The organism is Cyclobacterium sp. L-R, assembly GCF_056859355.1.
Window position 1 is genome coordinate 15,738 of the sequence record NZ_JBSXOH010000060.1, and the last position, 23,091, is coordinate 38,828.

General features: G+C 39.6%; 17 protein-coding genes and 1 tRNA gene. 3 read left to right on the forward strand and 15 right to left on the reverse strand.

The window, feature by feature from the left end:
• Nucleotides 1-18 precede the first annotated feature (18 nt).
• The 10 genes from AC13EX_RS07860 to AC13EX_RS07905 form a co-directional block, all read right to left on the reverse strand.
• Complete coding sequence (locus tag AC13EX_RS07860; RefSeq protein ID WP_339715410.1) at nt 19-444, reverse strand: Ig-like domain-containing protein; 426 nt, start codon at nt 442-444, stop codon at nt 19-21.
• Between the two features lie 451 nt (nt 445-895).
• Complete coding sequence (locus AC13EX_RS07865; protein WP_482892243.1) at nt 896-2,659, reverse strand: hypothetical protein; 1,764 nt, start codon at nt 2,657-2,659, stop codon at nt 896-898.
• Between the two features lie 154 nt (nt 2,660-2,813).
• Complete coding sequence (locus AC13EX_RS07870; RefSeq protein WP_482892244.1) at nt 2,814-4,181, reverse strand: Gfo/Idh/MocA family protein; 1,368 nt, start codon at nt 4,179-4,181, stop codon at nt 2,814-2,816.
• 148 nt (nt 4,182-4,329) lie between these two features.
• On the reverse strand, nt 4,330-4,899 hold the full coding sequence (locus AC13EX_RS07875; RefSeq protein ID WP_048640184.1) for a uracil-DNA glycosylase family protein: 570 nt from the start codon (nt 4,897-4,899) through the stop codon (nt 4,330-4,332).
• A gap of 177 nt (nt 4,900-5,076) precedes the next feature.
• Nucleotides 5,077-5,322 carry a cytochrome C oxidase subunit IV family protein gene (locus tag AC13EX_RS07880; RefSeq protein ID WP_048640185.1) on the reverse strand — a complete coding sequence of 82 codons (246 nt, stop codon included), beginning with the start codon at nt 5,320-5,322 and terminating at the stop codon, nt 5,077-5,079.
• A complete protein-coding gene (locus AC13EX_RS07885) occupies nt 5,322-5,909 on the reverse strand; it encodes a cytochrome c oxidase subunit 3 (RefSeq protein ID WP_048640186.1) in 588 nt (195 codons plus the stop codon). Before AC13EX_RS07885 ends, AC13EX_RS07880 begins: the two co-directional genes overlap by 1 nt.
• A gap of 28 nt (nt 5,910-5,937) precedes the next feature.
• Nucleotides 5,938-7,701 carry a nitric oxide reductase activation protein NorD gene (locus AC13EX_RS07890; RefSeq protein WP_339715400.1) on the reverse strand — a complete coding sequence of 588 codons (1,764 nt, stop codon included), beginning with the start codon at nt 7,699-7,701 and terminating at the stop codon, nt 5,938-5,940.
• Nucleotides 7,702-7,784: 83 nt separating this feature from the next.
• A complete protein-coding gene (locus AC13EX_RS07895; protein WP_339715397.1) occupies nt 7,785-8,564 on the reverse strand; it encodes a CbbQ/NirQ/NorQ/GpvN family protein in 780 nt (259 codons plus the stop codon).
• A gap of 117 nt (nt 8,565-8,681) precedes the next feature.
• Complete coding sequence (locus AC13EX_RS07900; RefSeq protein ID WP_339715393.1) at nt 8,682-10,043, reverse strand: cbb3-type cytochrome c oxidase subunit I; 1,362 nt, start codon at nt 10,041-10,043, stop codon at nt 8,682-8,684.
• 11 nt (nt 10,044-10,054) lie between these two features.
• Nucleotides 10,055-10,489 carry a c-type cytochrome gene (locus AC13EX_RS07905; RefSeq protein WP_339715390.1) on the reverse strand — a complete coding sequence of 145 codons (435 nt, stop codon included), beginning with the start codon at nt 10,487-10,489 and terminating at the stop codon, nt 10,055-10,057.
• Between the two features lie 375 nt (nt 10,490-10,864).
• Between AC13EX_RS07905 and AC13EX_RS07910 the strand changes: the two genes are divergently transcribed.
• Entirely contained in the window at nt 10,865-11,998 is a 1,134-nt protein-coding gene (locus AC13EX_RS07910; RefSeq protein WP_482892245.1) for a hypothetical protein, read from the forward strand.
• Between the two features lie 50 nt (nt 11,999-12,048).
• On the opposite strand, the gene AC13EX_RS07915 is transcribed toward AC13EX_RS07910, so the two are convergent.
• Nucleotides 12,049-14,799 (reverse strand): outer membrane beta-barrel protein, encoded by a 2,751-nt coding sequence (locus AC13EX_RS07915; protein ID WP_482892246.1) that lies wholly within the window; start codon nt 14,797-14,799, stop codon nt 12,049-12,051.
• A 365-nt stretch (nt 14,800-15,164) separates the two neighbouring features.
• Here AC13EX_RS07915 and AC13EX_RS07920 point away from each other — a divergent pair.
• Both AC13EX_RS07920 and AC13EX_RS07925 read left to right on the forward strand, forming a co-directional pair.
• Nucleotides 15,165-15,237, forward strand: a tRNA-Gln gene (locus tag AC13EX_RS07920).
• Between the two features lie 480 nt (nt 15,238-15,717).
• A complete protein-coding gene (locus AC13EX_RS07925) occupies nt 15,718-17,316 on the forward strand; it encodes a calcineurin-like phosphoesterase C-terminal domain-containing protein (protein WP_048640193.1) in 1,599 nt (532 codons plus the stop codon).
• A gap of 223 nt (nt 17,317-17,539) precedes the next feature.
• Here AC13EX_RS07925 and AC13EX_RS07930 read toward each other — a convergent pair whose 3' ends face one another.
• From AC13EX_RS07930 to AC13EX_RS07945, 4 genes are all read right to left on the reverse strand, one after another.
• Nucleotides 17,540-19,708 carry a TonB-dependent receptor gene (locus tag AC13EX_RS07930; RefSeq protein ID WP_482892247.1) on the reverse strand — a complete coding sequence of 723 codons (2,169 nt, stop codon included), beginning with the start codon at nt 19,706-19,708 and terminating at the stop codon, nt 17,540-17,542.
• Between the two features lie 281 nt (nt 19,709-19,989).
• Complete coding sequence (locus AC13EX_RS07935; protein ID WP_157470237.1) at nt 19,990-20,301, reverse strand: hypothetical protein; 312 nt, start codon at nt 20,299-20,301, stop codon at nt 19,990-19,992.
• A gap of 813 nt (nt 20,302-21,114) precedes the next feature.
• Nucleotides 21,115-22,119 (reverse strand): ABC transporter permease, encoded by a 1,005-nt coding sequence (locus tag AC13EX_RS07940; protein ID WP_482892249.1) that lies wholly within the window; start codon nt 22,117-22,119, stop codon nt 21,115-21,117.
• The gene (locus AC13EX_RS07945) at nt 22,116-23,084 is read right to left on the reverse strand and encodes an ABC transporter ATP-binding protein (RefSeq protein ID WP_482892250.1); all 969 of its coding nucleotides are present in this window, start codon (nt 23,082-23,084) and stop codon (nt 22,116-22,118) included. The genes AC13EX_RS07940 and AC13EX_RS07945 overlap by 4 nt, the downstream gene beginning before the upstream one ends.
• Nucleotides 23,085-23,091 lie beyond the last annotated feature (7 nt).

Here is a 23,091-nt window from a genome sequence, read left to right on the forward strand (position 1 = left end):
CTACCAGTTAGCTACCCATTATAAATAGGTAAATGTTCTGGCAGTTGAAGTCCCCACATTTCCACTGGAATCAATCACAGTAAACAATACCGTATAAACACCTGTTTCCTCAGCGGTAAAACTTTCCGAAAATGTAAATTCCAATTTATTATCAGACAGATTTTCAAGGACCTTATTCAATACAATATCTCCAATATTAATTGAAACAGTAACCTGAATAGACTTTACCTTTACATCTTCAATCCCTTTGGCTTCAAGTAGCACAGGTTCCCCTTCAGGCCAGGCACCTCCCCACTCGGCAACGTATGTCTGATCTATTGCAGGACTTATAATGGCAATGACCGGATTGTTATTGTCCAATTTCCCATCTTCCTCTGTAATGCATCCAAAACAGGATAACCCGATAAATAACCAAAGACATAAAAATGCTTTCTCTGAATTCATTGAATATATTTTTATTGGAGTATTTGATAAAAAAGTTCTTTTTTGTTTAAAGGTAAATTGGTTTTATGGCATTTCCCTCTATAATTAGCCCCTCACAGTAAACAAAAGTTTTTTTAACCAATTAATCTGTAATAAACTCAGGCAAATATAAACTCAAAAAATCACATGAAATAGTTAATTTCAAACTCTTCATCAAATCTAGTTTAAACAATAAATTTTTATCGAATTTCAAGTGCGCTTGCAATGGGATTACTACAGGACTGATGGAATTTTTTTTAGGCTATATACCTCTTTCATTCGCTTTCCTACAAAGTACATCTACCCTTTTTTCTCCCCCCGGTCGTTAACTCCAGCATTCACATCAGGATTAAAATCAAAAAAGCCCTTTTCCGATTATTTAAAATCTAAAAAAGGGCAATAGTGTAAAAAATAGAGAATTGATTAAAAAACGTTATACAAGCTGCAATTTTAACTTCATTTCAGCCAATTGAGCTTTTACCCTTTCTAAAACCAAAGCATTGTCCATGGACCAAGAAGATTTCATATCCTGGTAATAGGCAATCCCTTCAGATAAATTTTTCTTGAACTTATTGATATACACTTCCATTTTCTTCCCATTTTCAGGCAAGGCATTTTCAATATCTGTTCTGAGGTGTTGCAAGTAGAGTTGCAATTCCTTCACAAACACATGCGGACGTTCCGGATCTAAAGTTAGGTTCACCTTTCCGTAAATATGGTCTACCATTTCTTTTAAGCTAAAAGAGCCTTTGAAATAAGCCAAATTTGGGCCAGGACAAATGGTTACAGCTTTAAGGTTCCTTCGGGGTGTTTCTCCTGCGCTCAATAATGCAGGAGCACCTAAACCCTCACAAAGGCAATCCTTTTCTAATACTTCTGTCAAAGCCTCTTCAGAAATCTCGCCTGCTTCCCTTTGTTTGACTTTCAAATTTTGGTATTGTCGTGATGCCGTACAAATTGGCTTGTCTGTAAACTCAACATTTGAAGAAAGAAGCTTTTTATAGCATGGGCTTCCAGGCTTTCCTTTTGCAATTCTTTCCTTTCGCTGAGCTTCTGCAGTGCTTGTTCTCAGGTTATTGAATGGCACGCCCAAAGGAGAAGCCCTACTCAAATAGAAATCTGATTTTTTGGCTTTCAGAAGTTTGTCAAAGGTCTCTTCATCTACATTTGTGGCCTCAGGAACCAAAAGGAAAGGACTGCCCCAACCGGTGCCATCCAATTCGTATTTTTCTAACAACATGCGGTTTTCATCCGAACTACCGATACCACCCTGGTAAGTGATTTTGGGTTTGATATTATATGGCAATAATGGTTGATTCTTTTTACTCAAAGCATCCTGACAGATCGTCAATATTTCTTCTTTAAGACCTTCTCTATTATTTTTAAAACTATCTAGTATAGGCCCCGCAAGAAATCCATCTGTAGCAAAAGCATGACCTCCACAGTTCAAGCCGGACTCTATTCGGTATTCATCCACCCACAATCCTTTCTTTGCTAGAAACTTTCCTTGAATCAAAGCAGATCGGTAATCCGAAACTTTTAAAATAATCGGTTTTTTTATGAGACCATTTTCATCAGGAAAAAAATCTTTGAACTTCTCTGCATAGCCATAAAGGGCTGGATTCATGCCTGCAGAAAAAACCACTCCACCTCTCACATTACTCTCTGCAAAGCCTTTTAAAGCAAGCAAAGCATCTGAATACTCTCTAGGTAATACGTTTCCCTCTTTATCGTAATTGAGCTTGTCCACCTTGGTCATTATATTGACATCAATACTACCTGGGACAATTGCCTCCCTTAATGCTTCTTGGAGGTCAAGTTTTTCTTTACCTGTAGCAAGCTGCATATTTAAATACAGAGCGCTTAAAGGATGATCAAAGGGCAATAAATCAAAGTACTTGTCTATCTCCTGCCCTTCTCCAAAGTTTTGATTTTTTAATTCTTCAACTTGAGCATCAACAGTACTTTGTAAAAAATTAAGGTAAGCCTTGATTCGTTTTGCTCTGGAATCATCAACTTTTTCATTTATTGGCTCAAATTCCTCCGTATTGGTATAATGACTACGCATGTCTTCCAACAGCTGGTCATCCATAATGGACACTACAGATGAGATGCCAAAACGTGCGACTTTAAGTGGGGTATCTACTGTAAAACCCAAACCCATTACAGGGATATGGAAATTATGAATTAGGGACATATTGGTAATTTTTAATTTATTTCCAGACTTGAAAAATCCTTAGATCAATTACAAAATTAACCAGATACCTGCCCAAAAAGACTTAATTTTCTCAGCCTATTAACTGACTTTAATCAGGTATTGTAATATAAAAACATTCTCGAGTAGATAATGATTAGACTTTTAAACTTCGATAAATAGAAGCCCAAGGCTCTCGCATTTTCCTCATAAGCAACTGATTGGCTGCAAAGTTATCTTTGAACTGTTCTTTTTTCGGATCCCAAAGCAGATCCTGCTCCAACATCATGGCAATATTCCCCAAATGGGCAAGGGTAATAGACCGGTGGCCTACCTCTGCTGGAGCCACTGTTTCCTCACCGGAATAAATGCAATCTATAAAATTTTCAAAATGGTTATCGCTTACATACAGTTGCGTTTCATCAGGTCCAATTACGGTGTCCTTCAAACTTTCAGGATTGATTTTATGGTCTCCTCTTGTAGCCCATGCCGAACCTTCCGTTCCCTGAAAAGTCACGCCCATGTCTTTGTCACTCTGAATGATTAACTTTATCCCATTTTCATAAATGCACTCAAAATAAAACCTTGTAGCCGTATTCCAAACCGGATGATCTGACCAAACCGCTTGGGCATTTTGAATTTTTACCGGACCAGTAAGCTCAGTACCCATTCCCCACTGGGCAATGTCGGGATGATGCCCTCCCCAATCTGTGACATTGCCACCTGAGTAGTCCAGGTTCCAACGAAAGTTTACATGGGTTCTACAAGGACTAAAGGGTGCTTCAGGAGCAGGACCTAGCCACATGTCATAATCAAAATCCTTGGGCACTGGAATGGTTTCTGTCAAGTGACCTGTTCTTCCAAAATCAGGTGTTCCCCCAGGAAGTCCGCAAGTGACGGTATGAAGATCTCCCAACCTTCCATTTTTCGCCAGCTCACAAACCCTTCTGAAATGATAACTGGATCTTTGCTGACTGCCCGTTTGAAAGGTCACACCGTATTTTTTGACAGCATCACTCATGGCCCTTCCTTCTTCTACTGTAAGTGAAAGAGGCTTTTGGCAATAAATATGTTTGCCCGCCGCAGCAGCCATCATCACGGGTATAGAATGCCAATGGTCGGGAGTGACTACTTCTACAGCATCTATATCTTTGTTTTCTAGTAATTCTCTAAAATCAGTATAGCCAATAGCAGATTGATAGCTGGACTTGTTTTTCTCTGAATAGTGCTCATCCACTACTTGCATGATATAATCTCTCCCCGCAACTTTGCCATTCCAATATCCTGAACTTTTTTTATTGACATCACAAACAGCCGTCACTTGAACACGCTTGTCAGCTAAAAAGTCTTTGACATCATTTCCAGCCTGATTCCCGGCACCAATAAAACCCAGATTAATCCTATCTGAGGGTGCCACAAAGCCATTTTTACCCAATGCCGATCCGGGTATGATCGTTGGTATTGTCAAAAGGCTGCCAGCCGCCAATACTGATTTTTTTAAAAAATCTCTTCTCAAGTTTTTCATGCCTCAAAATAACGTTAATTCAGTAAACAGACAAACAGAATTTCAAAAACCAAACATAAGACAATACAATAACTCGCATTAAGCAACAATGAAACCCAAATCGAAGGGAGCAATAAAGAGATGGCACATTTTATTGGTTCAAAACAAATCACAGTAGCGCATGCACTTCATTTTGCAAGGCGGGCACCACTTCATCTTCAAACCAAGGGTTTTTCATTTGCCAGATTCTATTCCTAGGCGAAGGGTGCACCAAAGGAAAAAACTTTGGAAGGTAATTTTGGTAATTCCTTACCGTTTCGGTCAAGGTTTTCTTCTTCTCCTTTCCCAGGTAATAATTTTGTGCATACTGCCCTATCAACAATACCAATTGAATGGCTGGCATCTCACGAAACAAATCCGCATGCCATTCGGGTGCACATTCGGGTCTAGGAGGCAAATCCCCACCCTTGCCCCTTCCAGGATAGCAAAAACCCATGGGTACTATCCCGAAAACTTCGGGGTCATAAAAAAGTGTTGCGTCAACGTCCAACCAGTTCCTGAGATTCCTACCACTAACATCATCCCAGGGCACACCGCTGACATGCACCTTGGTACCCGGAGCCTGCCCTACGATTAGAATTTTACTCTTCGAATGCGCAGATAAAACCGGCCGAGGGCCTAAAGGAAGGTGTTTTTCGCAAATTCTACAAGCTCTGATTTCTTTAAGAAGCGTTTCCATAAAAGCCTTTCAGTTTCATAGGGGTAACCTTATAAACCTAAAGCTAACCATTTCTATTCACACCCTAAAAACATTTTGAACAAACTGAACCTGTTAATTTGAATGAGATTCTTTTTAGACTTCCTTAAATTAAAAAATGTAAACCCTGTTTTTTTCTGCTTAATACTTCGAGAAAAATTAGGCCAAAACCCCTATTAAAAAGGCCAAAGAAACACCAACTACTGCCGTGAGAATTTTCCAAAATCGATGGGCTTCTTTTAGCTCCATAAATTGAAAAGCAACCAATAAGAATTTAATTGCTGCTATTCCCATTATAAGCAAAGGGAGATAGGCAGCCTTTTCACCAATAAAATTTGCAGCAGCGGCTGTAAGCAAGGTTAATCCGATCAAAACAAACAAGGTAATTTCCTGGGTATTTTTCATTAGAAAATCAAATAAAGTGAGGGAAACAACAATAGCCATATCAAGTCACACATGTGCCAAAAGGCTGCGCCTGACTCCAGATCCAGCTCGTCGGTAGGTGATTTTCTGGCATCTATTTTAAAAGACATATAGCCTAAAATAACCATCCCTACCACCACATGCACAAGGTGAAAACCGGTGAGTAACCAATAAAAAGTGTAAAACATATTGTCCCACATTTCTAATCCAGAAGCAAGTTTCTCATAGTACTCATAGCTTTTCAATGCTAAAAATAAAGCCCCGCCAATTAGGGTTATTTTTATCAACCATTTGGCTTTTTGCTTGTCTCCACTTCTAAAAGCAGCCACTGCCCTGGCCATGGTGTATCCACTGACCAATAAAATCAAAGTATTGCTGGTGCCTAAAAGTGTATTTAGATGCATTCTTGCTTCATGAAATAGCTCAGGAGTCAGGGCGCCATAATAAGCCAAACCTAACAGTCCAAGACCGAAAGTGCCTAGTTCCAGAAAAATTATGATCCAGAGCATTATTCCACCTGGAGGATAATAAATATTTTTAAACGAAATTTTTTCCTGCATTTGCTCCATACTGATTGTGTTCTTTTTCTTTCTCTACTTATTGGTGTTTAATCTTCTCATACAGCTTTACCAGCGACTTCATCAGTTCCACAGGAGAGGTCAATATCTGGTAGTGATTCTGCCCAAACATTTGAGGTAAATAATACTTCGCCTGTGCTTCTATGGCCAATGCATAGGAATTGATTTTTCTTTCATTTAATTCTCGCAAGGCTTGCTTCACATCCTGAATCCCATATTTCCCTTCATACTTGTCATAATCATTCGGCTTCCCGTCCGAAATCAAAATGACCCATTTATTTCTGCTCTCCCTATCATCCAATCTTGCCCCTGCATGCCGTAAGGCTGCACCAATTCGTGTATACCCCTGAGGTTCCACACTTCCTATCTTGTGTTTGGCTTTCTCCCATGGCTCGTCAAAATCCTTCAAGGTGAGGTAAGTGGAGTAATTTCTCGTTTTGGAGTAAAAGCTATCAATGGAAAAATCGATAGAAAACTCATGTAAAATCTCCCCAAATAGAATGGAAACTTCCTTTTCAACGTCAATAACACGGCTATTGGCAGCATAACCATCACTGGAAAGACTCACATCCAAGAGCAAAAGAATAGAGATGCTCTTTTCCTTTTTGCGCTTGGAAACATAAATGTTTTCGGAGGGAGTCTTTCGGGCATGCACATCTGTATAAAGGTCCGTCAGTGCATCAATATCAAATTCTTCACCTTGATTTTGCCTCCTTAGCTGCAACATTTTATTATTGACAGAGGTGAGCATTTTCCTCAAACCCATCAAGGTGGAAGCATTTTTGGCAATTGTTCTTTTGTAATATTCGGTGTCTGTCTGCACCTGCAATCTTGGATAGACTTTACAAAAGTCTACTTTGTATTGTTGCTTTTTAAAATCCCATTCATCGTATTTTAAGTGCAAGCCCTTCTCGTCATTTGAAGCACTTTCTGCTAGGGTGGTATTTTCTATAAAATCTGCTTGATAGACCGAATGAGCTGTATCATCCACACGCACAGTAAATCGCATATTAATTTCCTCCAAGGCCTCCTGATGCTCTTCCAGTTCATCCTTGCCATCAAAATCTCTCCACACCCCATTTGCTTCTTCTGCCGTTTCAACTTTCTCAAAGTTATGGGTCAATACATAATCCTCCTGCTGCTTTTTATCCAAGCTCAAATTCTTGACCTCCTCTACGGCACGAGCACTCAAGGTAGTAGTTGGGGTCGTTTCTTTACCCTTTTTCGTTTGATCATCAAAATTCTCTAATGGGCTTTTTGATGTTTCCGATATACTACACATCCATTTGCCGTAAAACCAGGTGAAATCTGAGGGTTCTTCTGGTTTGGTTTGTTGGGTAAAAATGTCTTTTGCCTTATTGTGAAAATGAAAAACAGCCGGATAGGTCTCCTTCATCTTTTCCAAAATCTCAGGGGCAATCTGTTCAGCCATTTGACGGGATAGCGTAAGGTCATCCACTTCTTTGTCCCAGCAGGCACCCAGGTCTTGCTGAATGCTTAAAAATATTGTTCTATAAAAATAGAAGAATAAATTCTCCTCCCAGGTGGGGAGTAAGGCAAACGAAACCGGTAGAAAATAGCTTTCATTTTTATACCCTCCCTCACGCTCTGCAGGAAAAACAGTAATGGCTTTACCTGTGATCGCCCTGGCCAAAAAAGTTAGTCTAGGCTTGATACTTTCAAGATCGACCTTGTTTTCCAGCCTTTCTTCAGCAGCAAGTCTACTTTTCTTGAAATACCTGACAAACTTGCCATAAATCCATTCATCTAACTCAAATCCCATGGTATAAAGTTATTCTAGTGTTTTTAGGTATGCTTATAGCTGAAATGGTTGCCCCTTTTCTTTTGCATGTTTCGGGTTTATGATTAAATCATCAAGCCTGCCAGATCATTTAAGGCTTGAATCGTATCGGCATCATCACTCAAAGGCTGCACTACAGCTACATTTACAGACAGCCTCTTGGGAAGTCCACTTTCTATCAGTTTGGCGGCATCCACCAAAAGCCGGGTAGAAACTGTTTCTGCCAATCCCAATTCCGTGAGGTTTCGGATTTTCTGCCCTATGGCTACAAGTTTTTTGGCATCATCCTTATTGATACCACTTTCATTCATAAGGATTTCAATTTCCTTTTTGGCATCAGGATATTCAAAAGAAATGGCTAAAAAGCGCTGTCGAGTGGAAGGCTTCAATTCTTTGAATCCTTTCTGATAACCGGGGTTAAAGGAGGCCACCAACATAAAATCCTCGTGGGCTTTAATGGTTAGCCCTAGTTTGTCTATAAACAATTCTCGTCTATGGTCCGTAAGGGAATGAATGGCCACGATGATATCAGGCCGAGCCTCGGCCACCTCATCAAGGTAAAGCAATGCTCCCTCCTTTACTGCGGTGGTTAGAGGACCATCCTGCCAGACCGTCTCAGCTCCTTTAATGATAAAGCGTCCAATAAGATCCGTTGAAGAAGTCTCCTCATGGCAGCTAATGGTAATCAAGGCTTTGTCAAGTTCATGTGCCATATAGGCTACAAATCTTGACTTTCCTGTACCTGTAGGACCTTTGATTAATAAGGGCAATTTATTTTTAAAAGCGTGCTGAAAAACTTCCGACTCCTTTTGTGTTTCAAGGTAATAAGGTGCTATGGCAATCATAAATGCTGTTTTTGAAGGTATTAGAAGACCAAACCGCTGCAGAGAACGATTTGGCCTTAGATTGATTTTTATAAAAAGCATGACCAATAAAATCCCATAAGAGCTGGAAACCAGCTTTTATTTCACCAGCACCTGCTCATCGTCAAGTGCTTCTTCCAGGGCCTCATCTGTAGGTCTACCGTATTTAATAAATTCATAAATGTAAAGGCCAATGCCTGTAGTGAAAAGAGATGCATTGATAAGCATCACTACAAAATGTATTTTCACCTCTTCTTGGGCAACCATAAAGTCCATTCCCAAACGTCTTTCAAGGTAAACCTGAACCACTCCGGCTACTCCCATGGCTACCACCATACCCAGCATACCTATATTGGAAAGCCAAAATGCCAGGTGGCCATTCGTATTGTCATGACGTTTTCTACCTGTGATATTGGGCATGACATAGCTGATAATTGCCAGAACAATCATTGCATAAGCACCCCAAAAGGCGTAATGACCGTGCATGGCAGTCACTAGCGTTCCATGTGTATACAAATTGGTCTGAGGAAGTGTATGGGCAAAACCCAATAGCCCCGCGCCTATAAAGGAGACAATGGCAGCACCAATGGTCCAAAACAAAGCGATTTTATTGGGGTGATTTTTTTCACCTTTTCTGTACATGTACACCGCAAACAGGGCCATTGCCAAGAAAGCCAAAGGCTCAAGTGCTGAGAAAATCCCTCCTACTACCAACCAGATTTTGTTCACTCCTATATAATAATAATGGTGTCCGGTACCCAAAACTCCTGATAGGAAGGTAAGTCCAACAATTACATACAGCCACTTCTCAATTACTTCTCTATCCACTCCAGTGAGTTTGATAAGCAGGAAGGCAAGAATACCACCCATAATCAATTCCCAAACACCTTCTACCCAAAGATGCACAACCCACCAACGGAAAAAAGAATCTGTCACCTGACTATCAAACCAAATCATTCCGGGTAGGTACAATAAGGCTGCAAAGACCAAACCCATGGTCAGCACCATGGCAGTAGTGGTTTGTCGCTTCCCTTTAAAAAGGGTCATTAAAATAATCCCTAGGAACAGAAGCACATTGACTACAACCAGATAATCAAGCTCTCTTGGGATTTCAAGAAATTTACGGCCTTCCCAAATATTAAAATGGTAACCGGTGATGGCCAAAACGCCTACAACGGCAAGGGATATCAATTGGATATAGGCCCATTTTACACTTACCAACTCCCGCTGTGCTTCCTCTGGTATTATATAATAGGCTGCGCCCATAAATCCTGTCAACAACCAAACAACCAGTAAATTGGTGTGGACCGCCCTTGCGGTGTTGAATGGTATCCACTCATGAAGTACATCGAAGCCTATTCTGGCAAACCCCATGATAAAACCATAAACTATTTGCAAAGAAAAGAGCAACATGCACAAGGCAAAAAACCAATAGGCTACTTTTTGTGATTTATATTTCATAAGGCAATTGTTTATTTTTTGTCTTTTGCTAATGGGGAAACAATCCTTTCAAATCCATTAAGATCTATTCCTCCGATCCAATTAAAATAAGCCACCATGGCTTCGGCTTCTTCGTCAGTCATTTCATAGGCCACCATCTTTCTACCGTTGGGTGCCCAGGGAACAGGCGATTGCAGGATGGCTTTGATCAAAGGTGCACCGCGCCTTTCCACTACTTTAGTCAATTCGGGAGCATAATAACCACCCTCACCTAGAATGGAATGGCAACCCATACAATTGTTGGTTTCCCACAAATGTTTTCCCTTGATCACCTGATCGGTGATTAACTCATGATTGGTTTGGTCATTTCCTGGGGCAAGTGAATAAATGGTCAATCCAATGAATATTAGAAAGGTTACCACCGTACCTCCAAGGAAAAATGCCCGTGCTTGTGATTTTGAGAGCATGTATTTACAGGTTTAAATGAATGAATAAGATTTTGACATTAAAAGACCTTTTTATCTTTTTCCAAATATACGATCTGACTTTATGATACATCAAATTTATTAAGCATTAATTTTCAATTTTTATCCTAACATTCTGAAAGCTATATAATAAAAAACCAAACAGATTGACAATATCCTTCCATTATTATGGAAATACGGATGAAAAAACCATTATTCATCAACTCATCTAGAAAAATCAAAGGCCATATGAGCTAGTTCCAGAAATCAACCCATGAGCTACTTCGTTTAATTTAAGAAGGTTAAAAAAAAAAAAAACACCGTAAACAACCTCGTTAATTAGGTGTGTAATTATTACTTCAGTTGTAAAAAAATACCATGAACGTATCCAAACACCTAACCTTACTATCTATTGGCGTCCTATCACTCCTACTACTTTCCTGCCAAGAAGGAAAAACGCAAACGCCTACAAACCTATCAATTGAAATTACCGATAGCATACGCATCGATTATTTAGGATTACTTGATTTAATGAATATCCAGCCCAAAATGGAAAGACTACTGCTTCATGACAGGCAAAGAGGCATCACTTTAATGACCGATTTCAATGGCAATCCTTTACTAAACATGGACAAAGGTGGTGACCAAAAGGATAGCTACGGCAGATTTTTATGGAGCTCCGCCAATATTAAAGAAAACGAACACATTTCTCTCGTGTCACAAAAGGGCTTTTTCGAATTTGATTCAAAAGGAAATCTGGCCAAGCACAAACCATTTGAGGAAGAGGTTCCTTTCTTTGCAGGACGAGCTGCCGCAGATTCGGAATTGATGAAACACCATGGAATATTGTTTCAAAAAGGGCTCGTGGCATGGGATGAATATAACAAAACACAAGACGAATATTATGATCAATTTCAACTACTAGTGAAATTTGATCCCGAGAAAGGAACTGCCGAACGGATTATCAATCTTGAAGAAAACAGTCCTTTCCGGAACTCAAGACGGTCCTATGAAATTTCGGAAATGAATCCTTGCTTTACCATCTTTGAAGATAAATTGTTTGTCATTGCCGGAACGGATCCCCACCTTAACGTGTATGACATTCATTCACCACACCAATTGCTAGACAGGAAACACATTGATTACCCCAATTACACAATGGGTGAAGGAGAAGATAGAGGAAAGGCAGATCCCAAATCCATCGCTATCGATATGTCTGCAGGCCGTACTTATACCCTTAAAGCTTACAAAGATTATTTGATCGCCTCCTATAACCCAGGATACGATTCTATGAACAAAGAAAAATATAAAATGGAAGGGAAATACCCCAATACCCTTTTTCTTATGAACCATCATGGGGAAACCATACAAAGCTTAGCCTTGCCCGATAAATTAAATCACCGTCAATTTTTGGTGCGCGACGGAAAGCTATGGTGGTTATCCAAATTAAATACTGAAAAGGAAGACGATTTTATACAAATCTATAAAGTTGAAATAATCAACAAAAAATAGGCGCCCCATTATTGAGTCACCTATTGAATTAATCTCAAATTTATCTCCAATTACAGGGCCATGTCGTAACCTCCAAATCTTCGAAGATTGTAGGTAACCGTAAGCATAAAGAACTGTCTTAAAACCTGAGTTCTAACATCCTCAATATAGACATCTGTTACATTTCTACTAATGCTTGCATTCTGATTGAACAAATCGAAAACGGTAAGTTTCAGTTCGGTTTTATTACTAGGCGGAATTCTATAGCCTATATCCATATTTGTCAATAGGATACTTCGATCAAATTCATCACCCAAGCCAGTATATAGCTGATGGTTTACACTCGTACCTACGAAAACTCCTCCAACAAAATTCCAAAACAGGTCAGCCTTGGTACTCTGCGTATAATAATTATTCTCCAAACTCTCTTGTAAACTACTCCTAACCCAATTAAATGTTCCTCTGGAGGACAGATTAAAATCAATACTTTCACTAATATTACTACTTAGATTGATTCCCTGTCTGTAGGAGGTGTTTTTATTGTTATTCAATTGCCCATTGATAATACCTGGCCTGTTCCGCGTACTAAAGCTAGAATTAATACTTAAGTTACTTTTCATGAATTTTAGTGGAAAACCATAACTTCCATAAATTCGGAAAACATAATAATTGTCAAGGTTTACAGGTTTTGTAAATTGCCCTCCTTGGGCCAAGGTCACATCATTCTGAATCAGGGTGTCCTGAGTAGCAATAAAAGTCTCATTACCTATATAATCATTCCTGATATTTCCATAAAGGAAAAACATCCAGGAGCGATTGGTCTCAGGATTAATAATCCTATACCTGGTAAAGAGCCTATGGCTGTATTCTTGATTTAGCTCTGGATTACCAGTTGAAAGTTGCAATGGATTGGCATTGCTGATAACATCCTGCAATTGTCCGATAGAAGGTGCATCTGTATCGGTATTGTAATCAATTCTAATATTACTGAATTCTCCTGTTTGGTAATTGATTACCGCCCTAGGAAGGAAATTGGAAAATGTTCGCTGAGTATTTTCAAAGCCTGGAAACAACCTGTCACTGTCAATATAAGCAGCCTCATAATTTAGGTTGGTGAAAAAAGAAAGCTTTTCTGTTTTAAAACTATAACCAGCTCCACCCCTATGTGTGATATAACTATTTTCAAACCTATTGGTCAAGGTGCTGTCAATCTCTATCAAACCTGTTTCCGCTTCCTTAATTTCAACATCTTGGTTGGTATCAGAATTATTGTTTGAAACTCGGTATCCAAATCGAAGCCTAGATTTTTCACTTAAAGGTTCATAAAAATTCAAACCTGCATTATAATAAAAGCTATTGTACTTGTTTTGTTTGAATTGGATTAAGGAATCAACATTGGAATCCTGGAAATTCGTAGTTACAGCCACTAAGTCTGAATTACTATCACTGTTGTATTTACTTGTATAAATATAGGTGGAGAATGCTCTACCTATTTTATCAAATTTATACCTGTAATTCAAAGAATTCGAAAAACTCATGGATTCGCGAGAAGAAGTGGTTTCATTTTGATTCCGATTAATGAAGGTATTCTCATCATAGAGATTGTATGAATCCCTAAGATTTACAGAATTTCTAAAATCCAAACCTATTCTGGGTCTCAAAACCAAAGCATGCTTTTCGTTGATTTCATAATCTATCCTTGCACTAAACCTATGACTTTGCGTTTTTGTATGGTAATCTCTGTCCTCATTGTACAATTGAAGGCTATCATCCGGCAAAATATATTCTCTGGATGAAGTTCTATTCAATACATTGTCTCTGTCATTGAAAAGATAGTTCCCGGAAACTTTAAGTTTCTCATCCAGGTACTCATCAGAAAAGTTGGCTCCAAGAGCATTGGTATTTGTTATCCCTGGTAATTCTCCTACAGTTAGACCGTCACTAGATCCTCCACTACTGCTTTCAAGACTACCCAACTCATCTCCTCCAAAATTCTGCTGGTTGATATTATTACTCAATCCTAAAACGGAAAGTCTTCTGGCTCCATTGAAGAAATTCATATTTCCTCCACCAATATAATTATTGTCTGTACCGTAGCCTCCGTAAAACTTACCAAACCTACCCGCACGCATATCCGGTTTCGTAATGATATTTATTGTTTTAATGGTCTCCCCATCATCGAAGCCTGTTAACTTAGACTCTTCACTCCCTTGGTCCAAAAACTCAATCTTTAATACAACTTGAGCTGGAAGATTTTTCAAAGCTGCAGCAGGGTTATCACCAAAGAAAGGCCTTCCATCGACCAAGACTTCCTTTACTTCCTCCCCTTGAACCTCAATGACTCCGTTTTGGATCACCACACCGGGCATCTTTCGAACCAACTCATCCGCATCAGCTTGTGGTCTGGTTTTAAAAGCATTGGCATTGAATGCTACCGTATCTCCCCTGACCTCTCCAGTAAGTGCATCAGCGGACAATTCGAACGCTTCTAGCTCTTGGCCATCACTAACAATCTCAAAAACTCCCAAATCACTGCTTTCAGGAGATTTGATTTCTTTTTGAAATACTTGATAACCGATAAAAGAAAGTTCTATCAGAAAGTCTTTAACTATAGGCCTATCAATTTTAAATTTACCATCAAAATCTGTATAGCTGGACTTCAAGGTTTCTCCGTCCATATTTTTCAAAAATACATAAGCACCAAACAAAGGCTCTTTGGTTTGGCTATCTATGATGGTCCCGGTAAATTGCTGTTGTGCAAAAACACCTGAGGTGGAAATCATGAAAAGAAATAGGACAATTATGGGTGATTTGATCGACATGAAAGAAATAATTATGGAAATAACAATTGGCTTGAATTAAAATCAATGGCAAATTGAGCACGAATCAATAACTTTCAAATGACAATTATGCCAAGGTGAGTATGACAGGTTTGTAAGGCAAATTACCCAGATAATTAAAGGACTCGTTTTGCAGAGAAAATCAAAATTCATGGGTAGGAGACCTCAAAATCTCCCAATTTGAAATAAATCAAACTTTATTTCAGAAAATAGGTAAAATTTGTTTCTGAGAATTAGGCCTTTAAAGCATTCGAGGGAAAATTCTTTGAAATGGGATTTGCATTAAAAAAAAAGACCTGCTACATTTGTGTCACTAAAAAAGAGCAAGTCTTTTTAAAACTTATGATTGGCCGATGGTGTAACTGGCAACACGTCTGGTTTTGGTCCAGAAGAGTCCAGGTTCGAGCCCTGGTCGGCCAACAGTCCTAGTCCCAAGTTGATTTATTCAATTTGGGACTTTTTTTTGTCAAAAAAACCAAAAAACAGTCCCCTCACTTTTCTCAGGAATATTAATACTTTTCAAACTAGAGGAAAAAACCATCAATTCCCAGGGCTTAAAATACAAGCCTATTGATGTTATTCCTGTGTTCTGGAACAGTTTGCTTATATTAGGCAACAGGAAAATTAAAGCTTAATAAAAAAGTTGTTCTTTACCGGATCTATCCATAAAGCAGTGCTAAATAGAAAATTGACCATTTTTTCATTGCCAAATTCTTAACACTCCAAACATTCACAATTTCATAATGTCGATAAAAATAAAAAAAACAATAGATTTGTAATTACTGAAATTAGCTATCCATTACGTTTAATTTACGCTTATAGATTTCGGAATTAAGCCTTCAATAGCATCTAACTTTTCAATTGTACTTTATTCCCACAATATAAATTCATTTCAAAACCATGTTTACAATAATACCAATGCTACGTTCAGGCATTTTGTCTGCCCTATTTTTAATACAACTCTCCAGCTTTTCCTCTGTACTTGCCCAAGAAACTGTTACGGGCTATGTATTCGAAGACCGCAATAACAATGCGATCAAGGAAAGAAATGAAAAAGGCATCAAAGGCGTAGCGGTTACCAATGGCAAAGAGGTAAGTCTGAGCAATGAAGATGGAAGCTATAGCCTACCCGCAAATGATGACATGATCGTTTCAGTTATTAAGCCTGCAGGCTATGCTGTGCCAGTAGACGCCAACAATCAGCCTCAATTTTTTTACATCCACAAGCCCAATGGGTCACCGGATACTGGTGAAAAAAGGATTCTTCCCACGGGCAAACTACCCAAATCAGTAGATTTCCCATTGATTGCGCAGGAAGAAGACCCGAATTTCTCGGTACTCTTATTTGGAGATCCCCAAGCCGATGACCTTACCAATGCTGGTTATTTTGAGAAAGCCATAATTTCTGAGCTTATCGGGGGCAAAGGAGCTGCCTTTGGCATAAGCCTGGGTGACCTTGGTGCTAGAAATTTATTTGACAACTACATCCAATCACTTGGAAAAATAGGAATTCCATGGTACAATTTGCTGGGAAACCACGACACCAACAGCTATAAGGAAGACAAACTCTCAGATGAAACCTATGAGGCCAGCTTTGGCCCTACCAATTATGCGCTGAATTATGCCAATGCCCACTTTATCATATTGGATGATGTAATCACCCCCAACCCTTCCGGACAAGGCAGCTATATAGGCGGTTTTAGAAATGACATACTGGAATTTGTGAAAAACGATCTAAAACATGTTTCAAAAGACAAGCTTATCGTATTGGCTTTTCATATTCCCATTTATGAGTTTGAAAAAGGACCGGATCAATTCAGGGAAGGAGACCGACAAAAACTCTTTAATTTGTTAAAGGGCTATCAATACACCCTCTCTCTTTCTGGGCACACCCATTCCCAAAATCACCATTTCTTCACCACCGAAGAAGGTTGGCCCAACGCAGGTATTCATCACCATTACAACCCCGGAGCCACTTCAGGCGGTATTTATATTGGCCCCAAAGACAGCTATGGCACCCCTTCAGGCATAATGCGTGACGGCACACCCAAAGGCTATGCCTTTCTTAATATAACTAACAATACCTACAGCTATGAATATGTTCCTTCTGGAGAAAACGACTGGAAAATGAGTATTCATATGCCCAAAATTGTACCGCAAGCAAAAAAATACAGAGGGGAGATTACCGTAAACTTTTTCCAGGGAACACCTAGAGACAGTGTGAAATACAGGGTGGACGAAGGCGAATGGACAGCTTTAAAACTTGTACCCGAATACGACAAATTTTTGTTGGATATCCTACATGAATGGGACCATGCAGAAGAACTTCCATGGGGAATAAGACCATCCACTGCTTTGATCTCTTCCCATATATGGAGTGGCAGAATTCCTTCCGATCTCCCCTTAGGAGAACATACCGTGGAAGTTCTTGCCAAGGACTGGCTAGGAAGAACCTACGCGGCAAAAAAATCATTTAAAATCGTACCTGATAATCAGTAAATTCCATGTAGTGATGGAGTGATCAGTGATATGGTGATCGAGTGAGATGGTGGTGGGATGAGAAGGTGATCGTTTACCGGTGCCTGAGCTTGTCGAATGACCGGCGCCTGAGCTTGTCGAAGGCAAAGGTGTTTTGTCGGTATGGTTGTCAATAAATCACAACAATACCAACAAGACCTTTACTCTCTTTTCAATTCTCTATTCGGCTTTCAATGGGTAAAGGTTATAAACTAAGCTTAAACCCTCCATTGATCACAAAACCATCCACGGGGGCATAAATATCTCTGAACTGAGGATCGCTAATGTTACCTGTGTAAATCGTATCAAACCTGGTCTGACGGGTATCCAACATGTTTTCAAAATTCAGGAAGAGGGAAAAATACTTTCCGATTTTCTTTTCAGACATGATGCCCATAATCCAATAGGATTTCCCAGTACTGCCATCTGAAAGCTTTTGGGGACTGAAATAGTAAGCTTCCAGCCCGATCCAGAAATTCCCATGTTTTTCATACATCAATACATTGTTCAGCCTGTGTTTGGCCACCAAAGGGTATTCGCTTTCTTCATTGTCATAATGTTCATTAACATCAGCATAGGTATACCCTACGAAAAGCTTAAAATCATGGTAACTCCATTTCATATTGGCTTCCAAACCTTGGGTATTGATGTACCCTTTGGGCTGGGTGAATGCATACATGCCGTTATTGTTTGACTGCAATAGCATAGGGTCATTGATCTGTGTATAAAACAGTAGGGCATTTGTACTTAGGCTTAAATCACCTGTTACGGGCCATTTGTAATTGACATCCAAATTAATCCCTGTAGAACGTTCTGCACTGGTTTCCGAAAAGTCTATAGGTAGAATATTTCGGAAGTGCAGCCTTTCTGTATCTTCGGTAAACTGGGTGGGTGTTTTATACCCAAGTCCCCCTCCTGTCCTGAAAGTAATTCTTTCATTGGGTTCATACAGCAATGAAAAGCGGGGAAGCAGATAGGCTCCATATTGACTTTGGTAATCGCCTCTCAATCCAGTTTCCAGGGTCCATTGTGCAGCCATGTTCCAGGTATTTTGGACGAAAGCTCCTGTAGTCGTGTTGGAAAATCCCAGGTCATTGTCCGGATCGCCCCGTCTTTGATCAAAGTTTTCGGTCCATAGGTTAGCCCCTACAATCCATTCCATCTTATCGCCGAAGGTGACATAATTCAGTTCTGAAAAGGAGGACACTTGCTTCCCACTAAAGACATAGCTGGGTATAGCTATGGACCTATCGAAAAAACTAATACTGTTTTTCAGTTGAATGCGGGAATGGTCGGAAAAACGATGGGTAGCATCAAACTGTGTAGACAAGCGATCCGTTTCATTGGACTCAAAATATCCGGACTCCGTTTTGCCGGCGACATAATCCATATTGCCTCCCAGCCTATCCTCAGTAGTAAAGTTAAAGCCAAGGTTAATTTCCGTAGCTTCATCGAGGTACCAAAACATCCGAGGGTTGATGGTATACCGTTCAAATTCAGGAATAGCTGTAAGTCCTATGCCTGCTGGATCATAGGCTGTCCCCTTATTATAAGAAGCAAATACGGTGGTTCCAATCTTACCGTACCTTTCCGAATAGAAACCACTAAGATCCAAGCCTAAAGCAGAGGTCCTGTTCACCATAAAATTAAGCTCTCGGTCCTCACCGGGAGTTTTAGAAATTAGGTTTACCAAGCCTGCAATGGCTCCTCCACCATAGAGTGTAGAAGAAGCGCCTTTGATTACTTCTACTTGCTTGAGATCAAGAGGGGCAATCTGCATCAGACTTAGACCACCCGAATAACCGGAATACAGTGGAAGTCCATCTCTAAGTAATTGGGTGTACTTCCCATCAAGTCCCTGAATCCTAATGCTCGAGTTGTAACTGGTTGCTGAAGTCTGTTGGGTCTGTATCCCTGTGCTTTCGTTCAGTAGCATACGTATATCACCCGGTTTCATATTTCCTTTTTCCGCAAGTTCCTCCCCCGCGATAACCTCTACTCTTGTAGGAATATCTTCTATGGTTCTGCTGCTCCTTGTGGATGAGATGACCACCTCTTCCATTTCCTCATGCCCATGTTCCATAAATAGCGTCAGCTCTTCTTGCTGATTGATGGGAAAGGATTTTTCCAATTTTATGGATTCATAACCCAAGTGCGTTATTAGGATTGTGTAAGTACCATTCGGGATTTCATCTATGGAAACTTCTCCCTTTATATCACTGGATGCCCCTTTCTCCAATTGTGGGAAGTAAACAGACACCCCAAATAAGGCTTCCTTTGATTCCTCATCCTTGATCGTAGCGGTAAATGTATTTTGTGCCAAAGCAGTGCCATAAAGGCAAAGCAATAACAGTATGGTGACAATGTGTTTCACTGTAATTAATTAATAGTTAATTGATTGAAAAATTATGGTGGGCATTTAAAACGAAAATAAGCAATGACCAATCCATCTAGCTCATTTTAGCTTCAACCTTCCTTCTATATTGATTTTCAAGTAAAACTTTATTAGCCAAGGGTGTAAGCCCTTGGGAAAACCACGAGAATAAAATAATTTTGGCCATTTTGTTGCGCTATTTTCTGCAATAATAATGACAAAATCTTTACCAATAGAAGTCAGTATTCTGGTTTAAATTACCTCAATTTAGTATAGGTAGATTAAGCCTTTGGTGGCTTGAAAAAGGATTTAACTAGAATAAAAGGCTTGAATTCTGGTCTATTTCCAGAAATGGTTTCATTTACCTCCTGAAAAGTTAAGGGAGGGAATTCAACTTGCTGAAATACAAAGCCCGGACAATGGCCACAGGTAAAGAAGGGAGAACATAATCCCGAGCTGGGAAAAGCACCTTGTACAGGATCCTCAGTACAAGAATGACGAACATCATCCGCGCAGCTTTCCGATGGAGGGCAACAAGGCAGTATGGATAGAGAAAGCACAATAGGTATCATTACGGCTATGAATAACCTCATGATAAAAAAGTGCCTTATGTTTATTTGTTCCATTTTCTGGCTACCTATTGTTCGAAAATAAAATTTCCGTATTAGTTAATTTGCTTAGCAAAGTTATGGAATTCTTTTTCCATTAACTCGGATTATGTAATAGGATTCGTAATCAAGGATGTAACCACAAGAAAATCAGGCTATTTTGAAGTGGTTTCACCATGTAACAGAAGACCTATTGCATAATTCCATCTAACTCAATTTAATAAGGTGGTTTTATTTACGTTGAAGACCAACATTCTGGGACATGATAGCTGTTTTTGCTCATTTTCTCTGTTCATTTTTGGCTTGACCCAAAAACGAACCAAAAAAGTCAAGGCTGTCAAATCTTATTTCAAATGATGGAAAAGAATTGTAGAATAGACTTCATATACGGCGCCATCATTTGATTTTTGAAGCAGCATTACAGCCTAAAAAAGAGTGGATCTCTTTGAGGAGCTAACTCTTTTTCTTAACGCCCTCCATACTGCTCCAAAAACCATAAGCTTTGAAGGCCGGAAAAAGCCTGACCCTTTATACTCTCCAAGTGTATCCGATTGTAGACAAGGAATACGGTATTTATTAACAAATACTAATGCTGCCTTTCAAAGGTTTAAATTATAATTGTTTCGACTTTATTTTACTGCTTCAATTTTAACCCGAAATATGCAATAGACATTCTATTACGTTCTGAAATCGCTTTAAAATCAGCCACTTCGTTGCTGTTTGAAGATTTCATCCATCTGTAGCATAGTTAAAACCTCCAAACAGCTTTATTTATATAAAACAGGAAAAAAGAGATGCTTAGGTTCTTATTTCTCTTCTCATAAATAGGTAATAAGAAAAGGCAAAGCAAAGTAAAGTAGCTGCTAACAGCCCTGTTAACTGTGGCCAAACAATCAGCAGGCTATCTCTGATTGAAAGTGGTGAAGGAATGGCCCCAGCCATTTGTTCCATGGTAACAGGCCCCAAACTCCTAACAGAAGGCATTAACAAGGTAGTGGTAGCATCTGCATAGAGTTGACTTGGTGCAAGTCGGAGAAAATTCAATATCATTTCATTGAGGTGCATTACTTGCATTTGAGACAATTCACCAGAACCTGAGGTTAGCATGGTAACCACCATATTGATAACTATCTGATAGAATACCGTGAAAAACAACCATATGCCAATAGCTGTAAGTGCAGAAGTTGATGCCTGTTTAAAGACAATGGAAAGTAAAATAGAAAGTCCTAGCCAAAAGCCTACATAAACAGTACAGAGCAGCATAAAACATAGAATTCTTACCAGCTCTTCAATTTCTATCATTACCCCAGTAATGAGCATTCCTCCTCCAATCATCAACAAAGAGAGTGAGAGCAACAAGGTTCCTACCAGAAGCAGGGAGCTGACAAATTTGGACAAAAGCAAATTGTCACGGTAAACGGGCTGAGCCATAATCCGTGTCAATGTACCGTTTTGTTGTTCCGAATTAATGGCATCAAAGCCAAGGCTGATTCCCAATAAGGGGCCTAAAAAATTAAGAAAAACATGAAACGGTGGCAATGTCCCTTCTGTAGTTGTCAGTATTTTAAGGTACAAGAAAAGGCTTTCCATATCTTTGACCTTTGCCACGGTGTCTTTAATATTGTTCATGGCCACCGCAGTTGCCCCCCAAAAGGTGAGCACGATAAGTACCAATAAAATAATAAACCTCCAACTGCGAATATGACCAGCTACCTCCTTTCTCACCAATATCCAAAAGGGGTTCCGCTGATTTTCATCGCGCATAGAAGCATTCTTATCCAACGCATTTATGATTCCTTTCATTGATTTATAGTCTCCTTTATATTGTTTTCAAAATACTTTTGATAAATATCCTCTAGTCCATATTCTTTCTTTTGGACCCCTGTGATAGGATATCCTTTTTCCACCAAAAACCGGACAATATCAGGTGTAATATCCTCACTTCCTGATATCCAAACATCATGGGAATCAACGGAAATTTCCTCAATAGAAGGTAACTGAAGTAACTCTGTTTCATCTTTCCATGGCAGGTCAATGGGGTTTTTGAAGGTTACATTTACCTCAAAGGATTTACCAGAAAAAAGGCGGTTAGAAAGCGAAGCGATATCCCCTTCGATCAGAAGTTCACCTTTCACAAAAATCCCAACCCTATCACAAACCTGCTGCACCTGATGAAGGTGATGGGATGAAAGCAAAACTGTAAGTCCTTTTTCCCTACTTAACCGTAAAATAAGAGACAAAAACTCTTTAACCCCACTCGGGTCAATACCTAAAGTAGGTTCGTCCAATACCACAACCTGAGGTTTTTTGATAAGCACTTCTGCCAAACCTAAGCGTTGCTTCATTCCTCTTGAATAGGCTGCTGTTTTTTTATGAATGGCCTCTTCTGGCAAGCCTACCATTTCCATTACGGCTATGGCGTCTTTTTCGACTTCACTGCGTGGAATCCCATTCAATTCCCCGATATACATCAGGTTTTCCAAGGCAGACATATTATCGTAAAACCCAACATTGTCTGGCATATAGCCCACGACTTTTTTTACAGCTATGGGATCATTGGTGGAATTAACCCCACAAACATGAGCCGTTCCAGCACTGGGCTCAGTAAGCCCCATCATCATCAGAATAGTGGTCGTCTTTCCTGCCCCATTTGGGCCCAACAGGCCAAATATTTCGCCTTTATTTATGGTGAGATCCAATTCATTAACCGCAGTGAAAGTGCCATATTTTTTCGTAAGGCCTTTCAACGCTATTACCTGCTTATCCATGACCTTT

Bases quoted from the DNA above. Each gene is read 5' to 3' on its own strand.
- AC13EX_RS07860 (WP_339715410.1), bottom strand. From the start codon at position 444: ATGAATTCAGAGAAAGCATTTTTATGTCTTTGGTTATTTATCGGGTTA.
- AC13EX_RS07865 (WP_482892243.1), bottom strand. From the start codon at position 2,659: ATGTCCCTAATTCATAATTTCCATATCCCTGTAATGGGTTTGGGTTTT.
- AC13EX_RS07870 (WP_482892244.1), bottom strand. From the start codon at position 4,181: ATGAAAAACTTGAGAAGAGATTTTTTAAAAAAATCAGTATTGGCGGCT.
- AC13EX_RS07875 (WP_048640184.1), bottom strand. From the start codon at position 4,899: ATGGAAACGCTTCTTAAAGAAATCAGAGCTTGTAGAATTTGCGAAAAA.
- AC13EX_RS07880 (WP_048640185.1), bottom strand. From the start codon at position 5,322: ATGAAAAATACCCAGGAAATTACCTTGTTTGTTTTGATCGGATTAACC.
- AC13EX_RS07885 (WP_048640186.1), bottom strand. From the start codon at position 5,909: ATGGAGCAAATGCAGGAAAAAATTTCGTTTAAAAATATTTATTATCCT.
- AC13EX_RS07890 (WP_339715400.1), bottom strand. From the start codon at position 7,701: ATGGGATTTGAGTTAGATGAATGGATTTATGGCAAGTTTGTCAGGTAT.
- AC13EX_RS07895 (WP_339715397.1), bottom strand. From the start codon at position 8,564: ATGATTGCCATAGCACCTTATTACCTTGAAACACAAAAGGAGTCGGAA.
- AC13EX_RS07900 (WP_339715393.1), bottom strand. From the start codon at position 10,043: ATGAAATATAAATCACAAAAAGTAGCCTATTGGTTTTTTGCCTTGTGC.
- AC13EX_RS07905 (WP_339715390.1), bottom strand. From the start codon at position 10,489: ATGCTCTCAAAATCACAAGCACGGGCATTTTTCCTTGGAGGTACGGTG.
- AC13EX_RS07910 (WP_482892245.1), top strand. From the start codon at position 10,865: ATGAACGTATCCAAACACCTAACCTTACTATCTATTGGCGTCCTATCA.
- AC13EX_RS07915 (WP_482892246.1), bottom strand. From the start codon at position 14,799: ATGTCGATCAAATCACCCATAATTGTCCTATTTCTTTTCATGATTTCC.
- AC13EX_RS07925 (WP_048640193.1), top strand. From the start codon at position 15,718: ATGTTTACAATAATACCAATGCTACGTTCAGGCATTTTGTCTGCCCTA.
- AC13EX_RS07935 (WP_157470237.1), bottom strand. From the start codon at position 20,301: ATGAGGTTATTCATAGCCGTAATGATACCTATTGTGCTTTCTCTATCC.
- AC13EX_RS07940 (WP_482892249.1), bottom strand. From the start codon at position 22,119: ATGAAAGGAATCATAAATGCGTTGGATAAGAATGCTTCTATGCGCGAT.
- AC13EX_RS07945 (WP_482892250.1), bottom strand. From the start codon at position 23,084: ATGGATAAGCAGGTAATAGCGTTGAAAGGCCTTACGAAAAAATATGGC.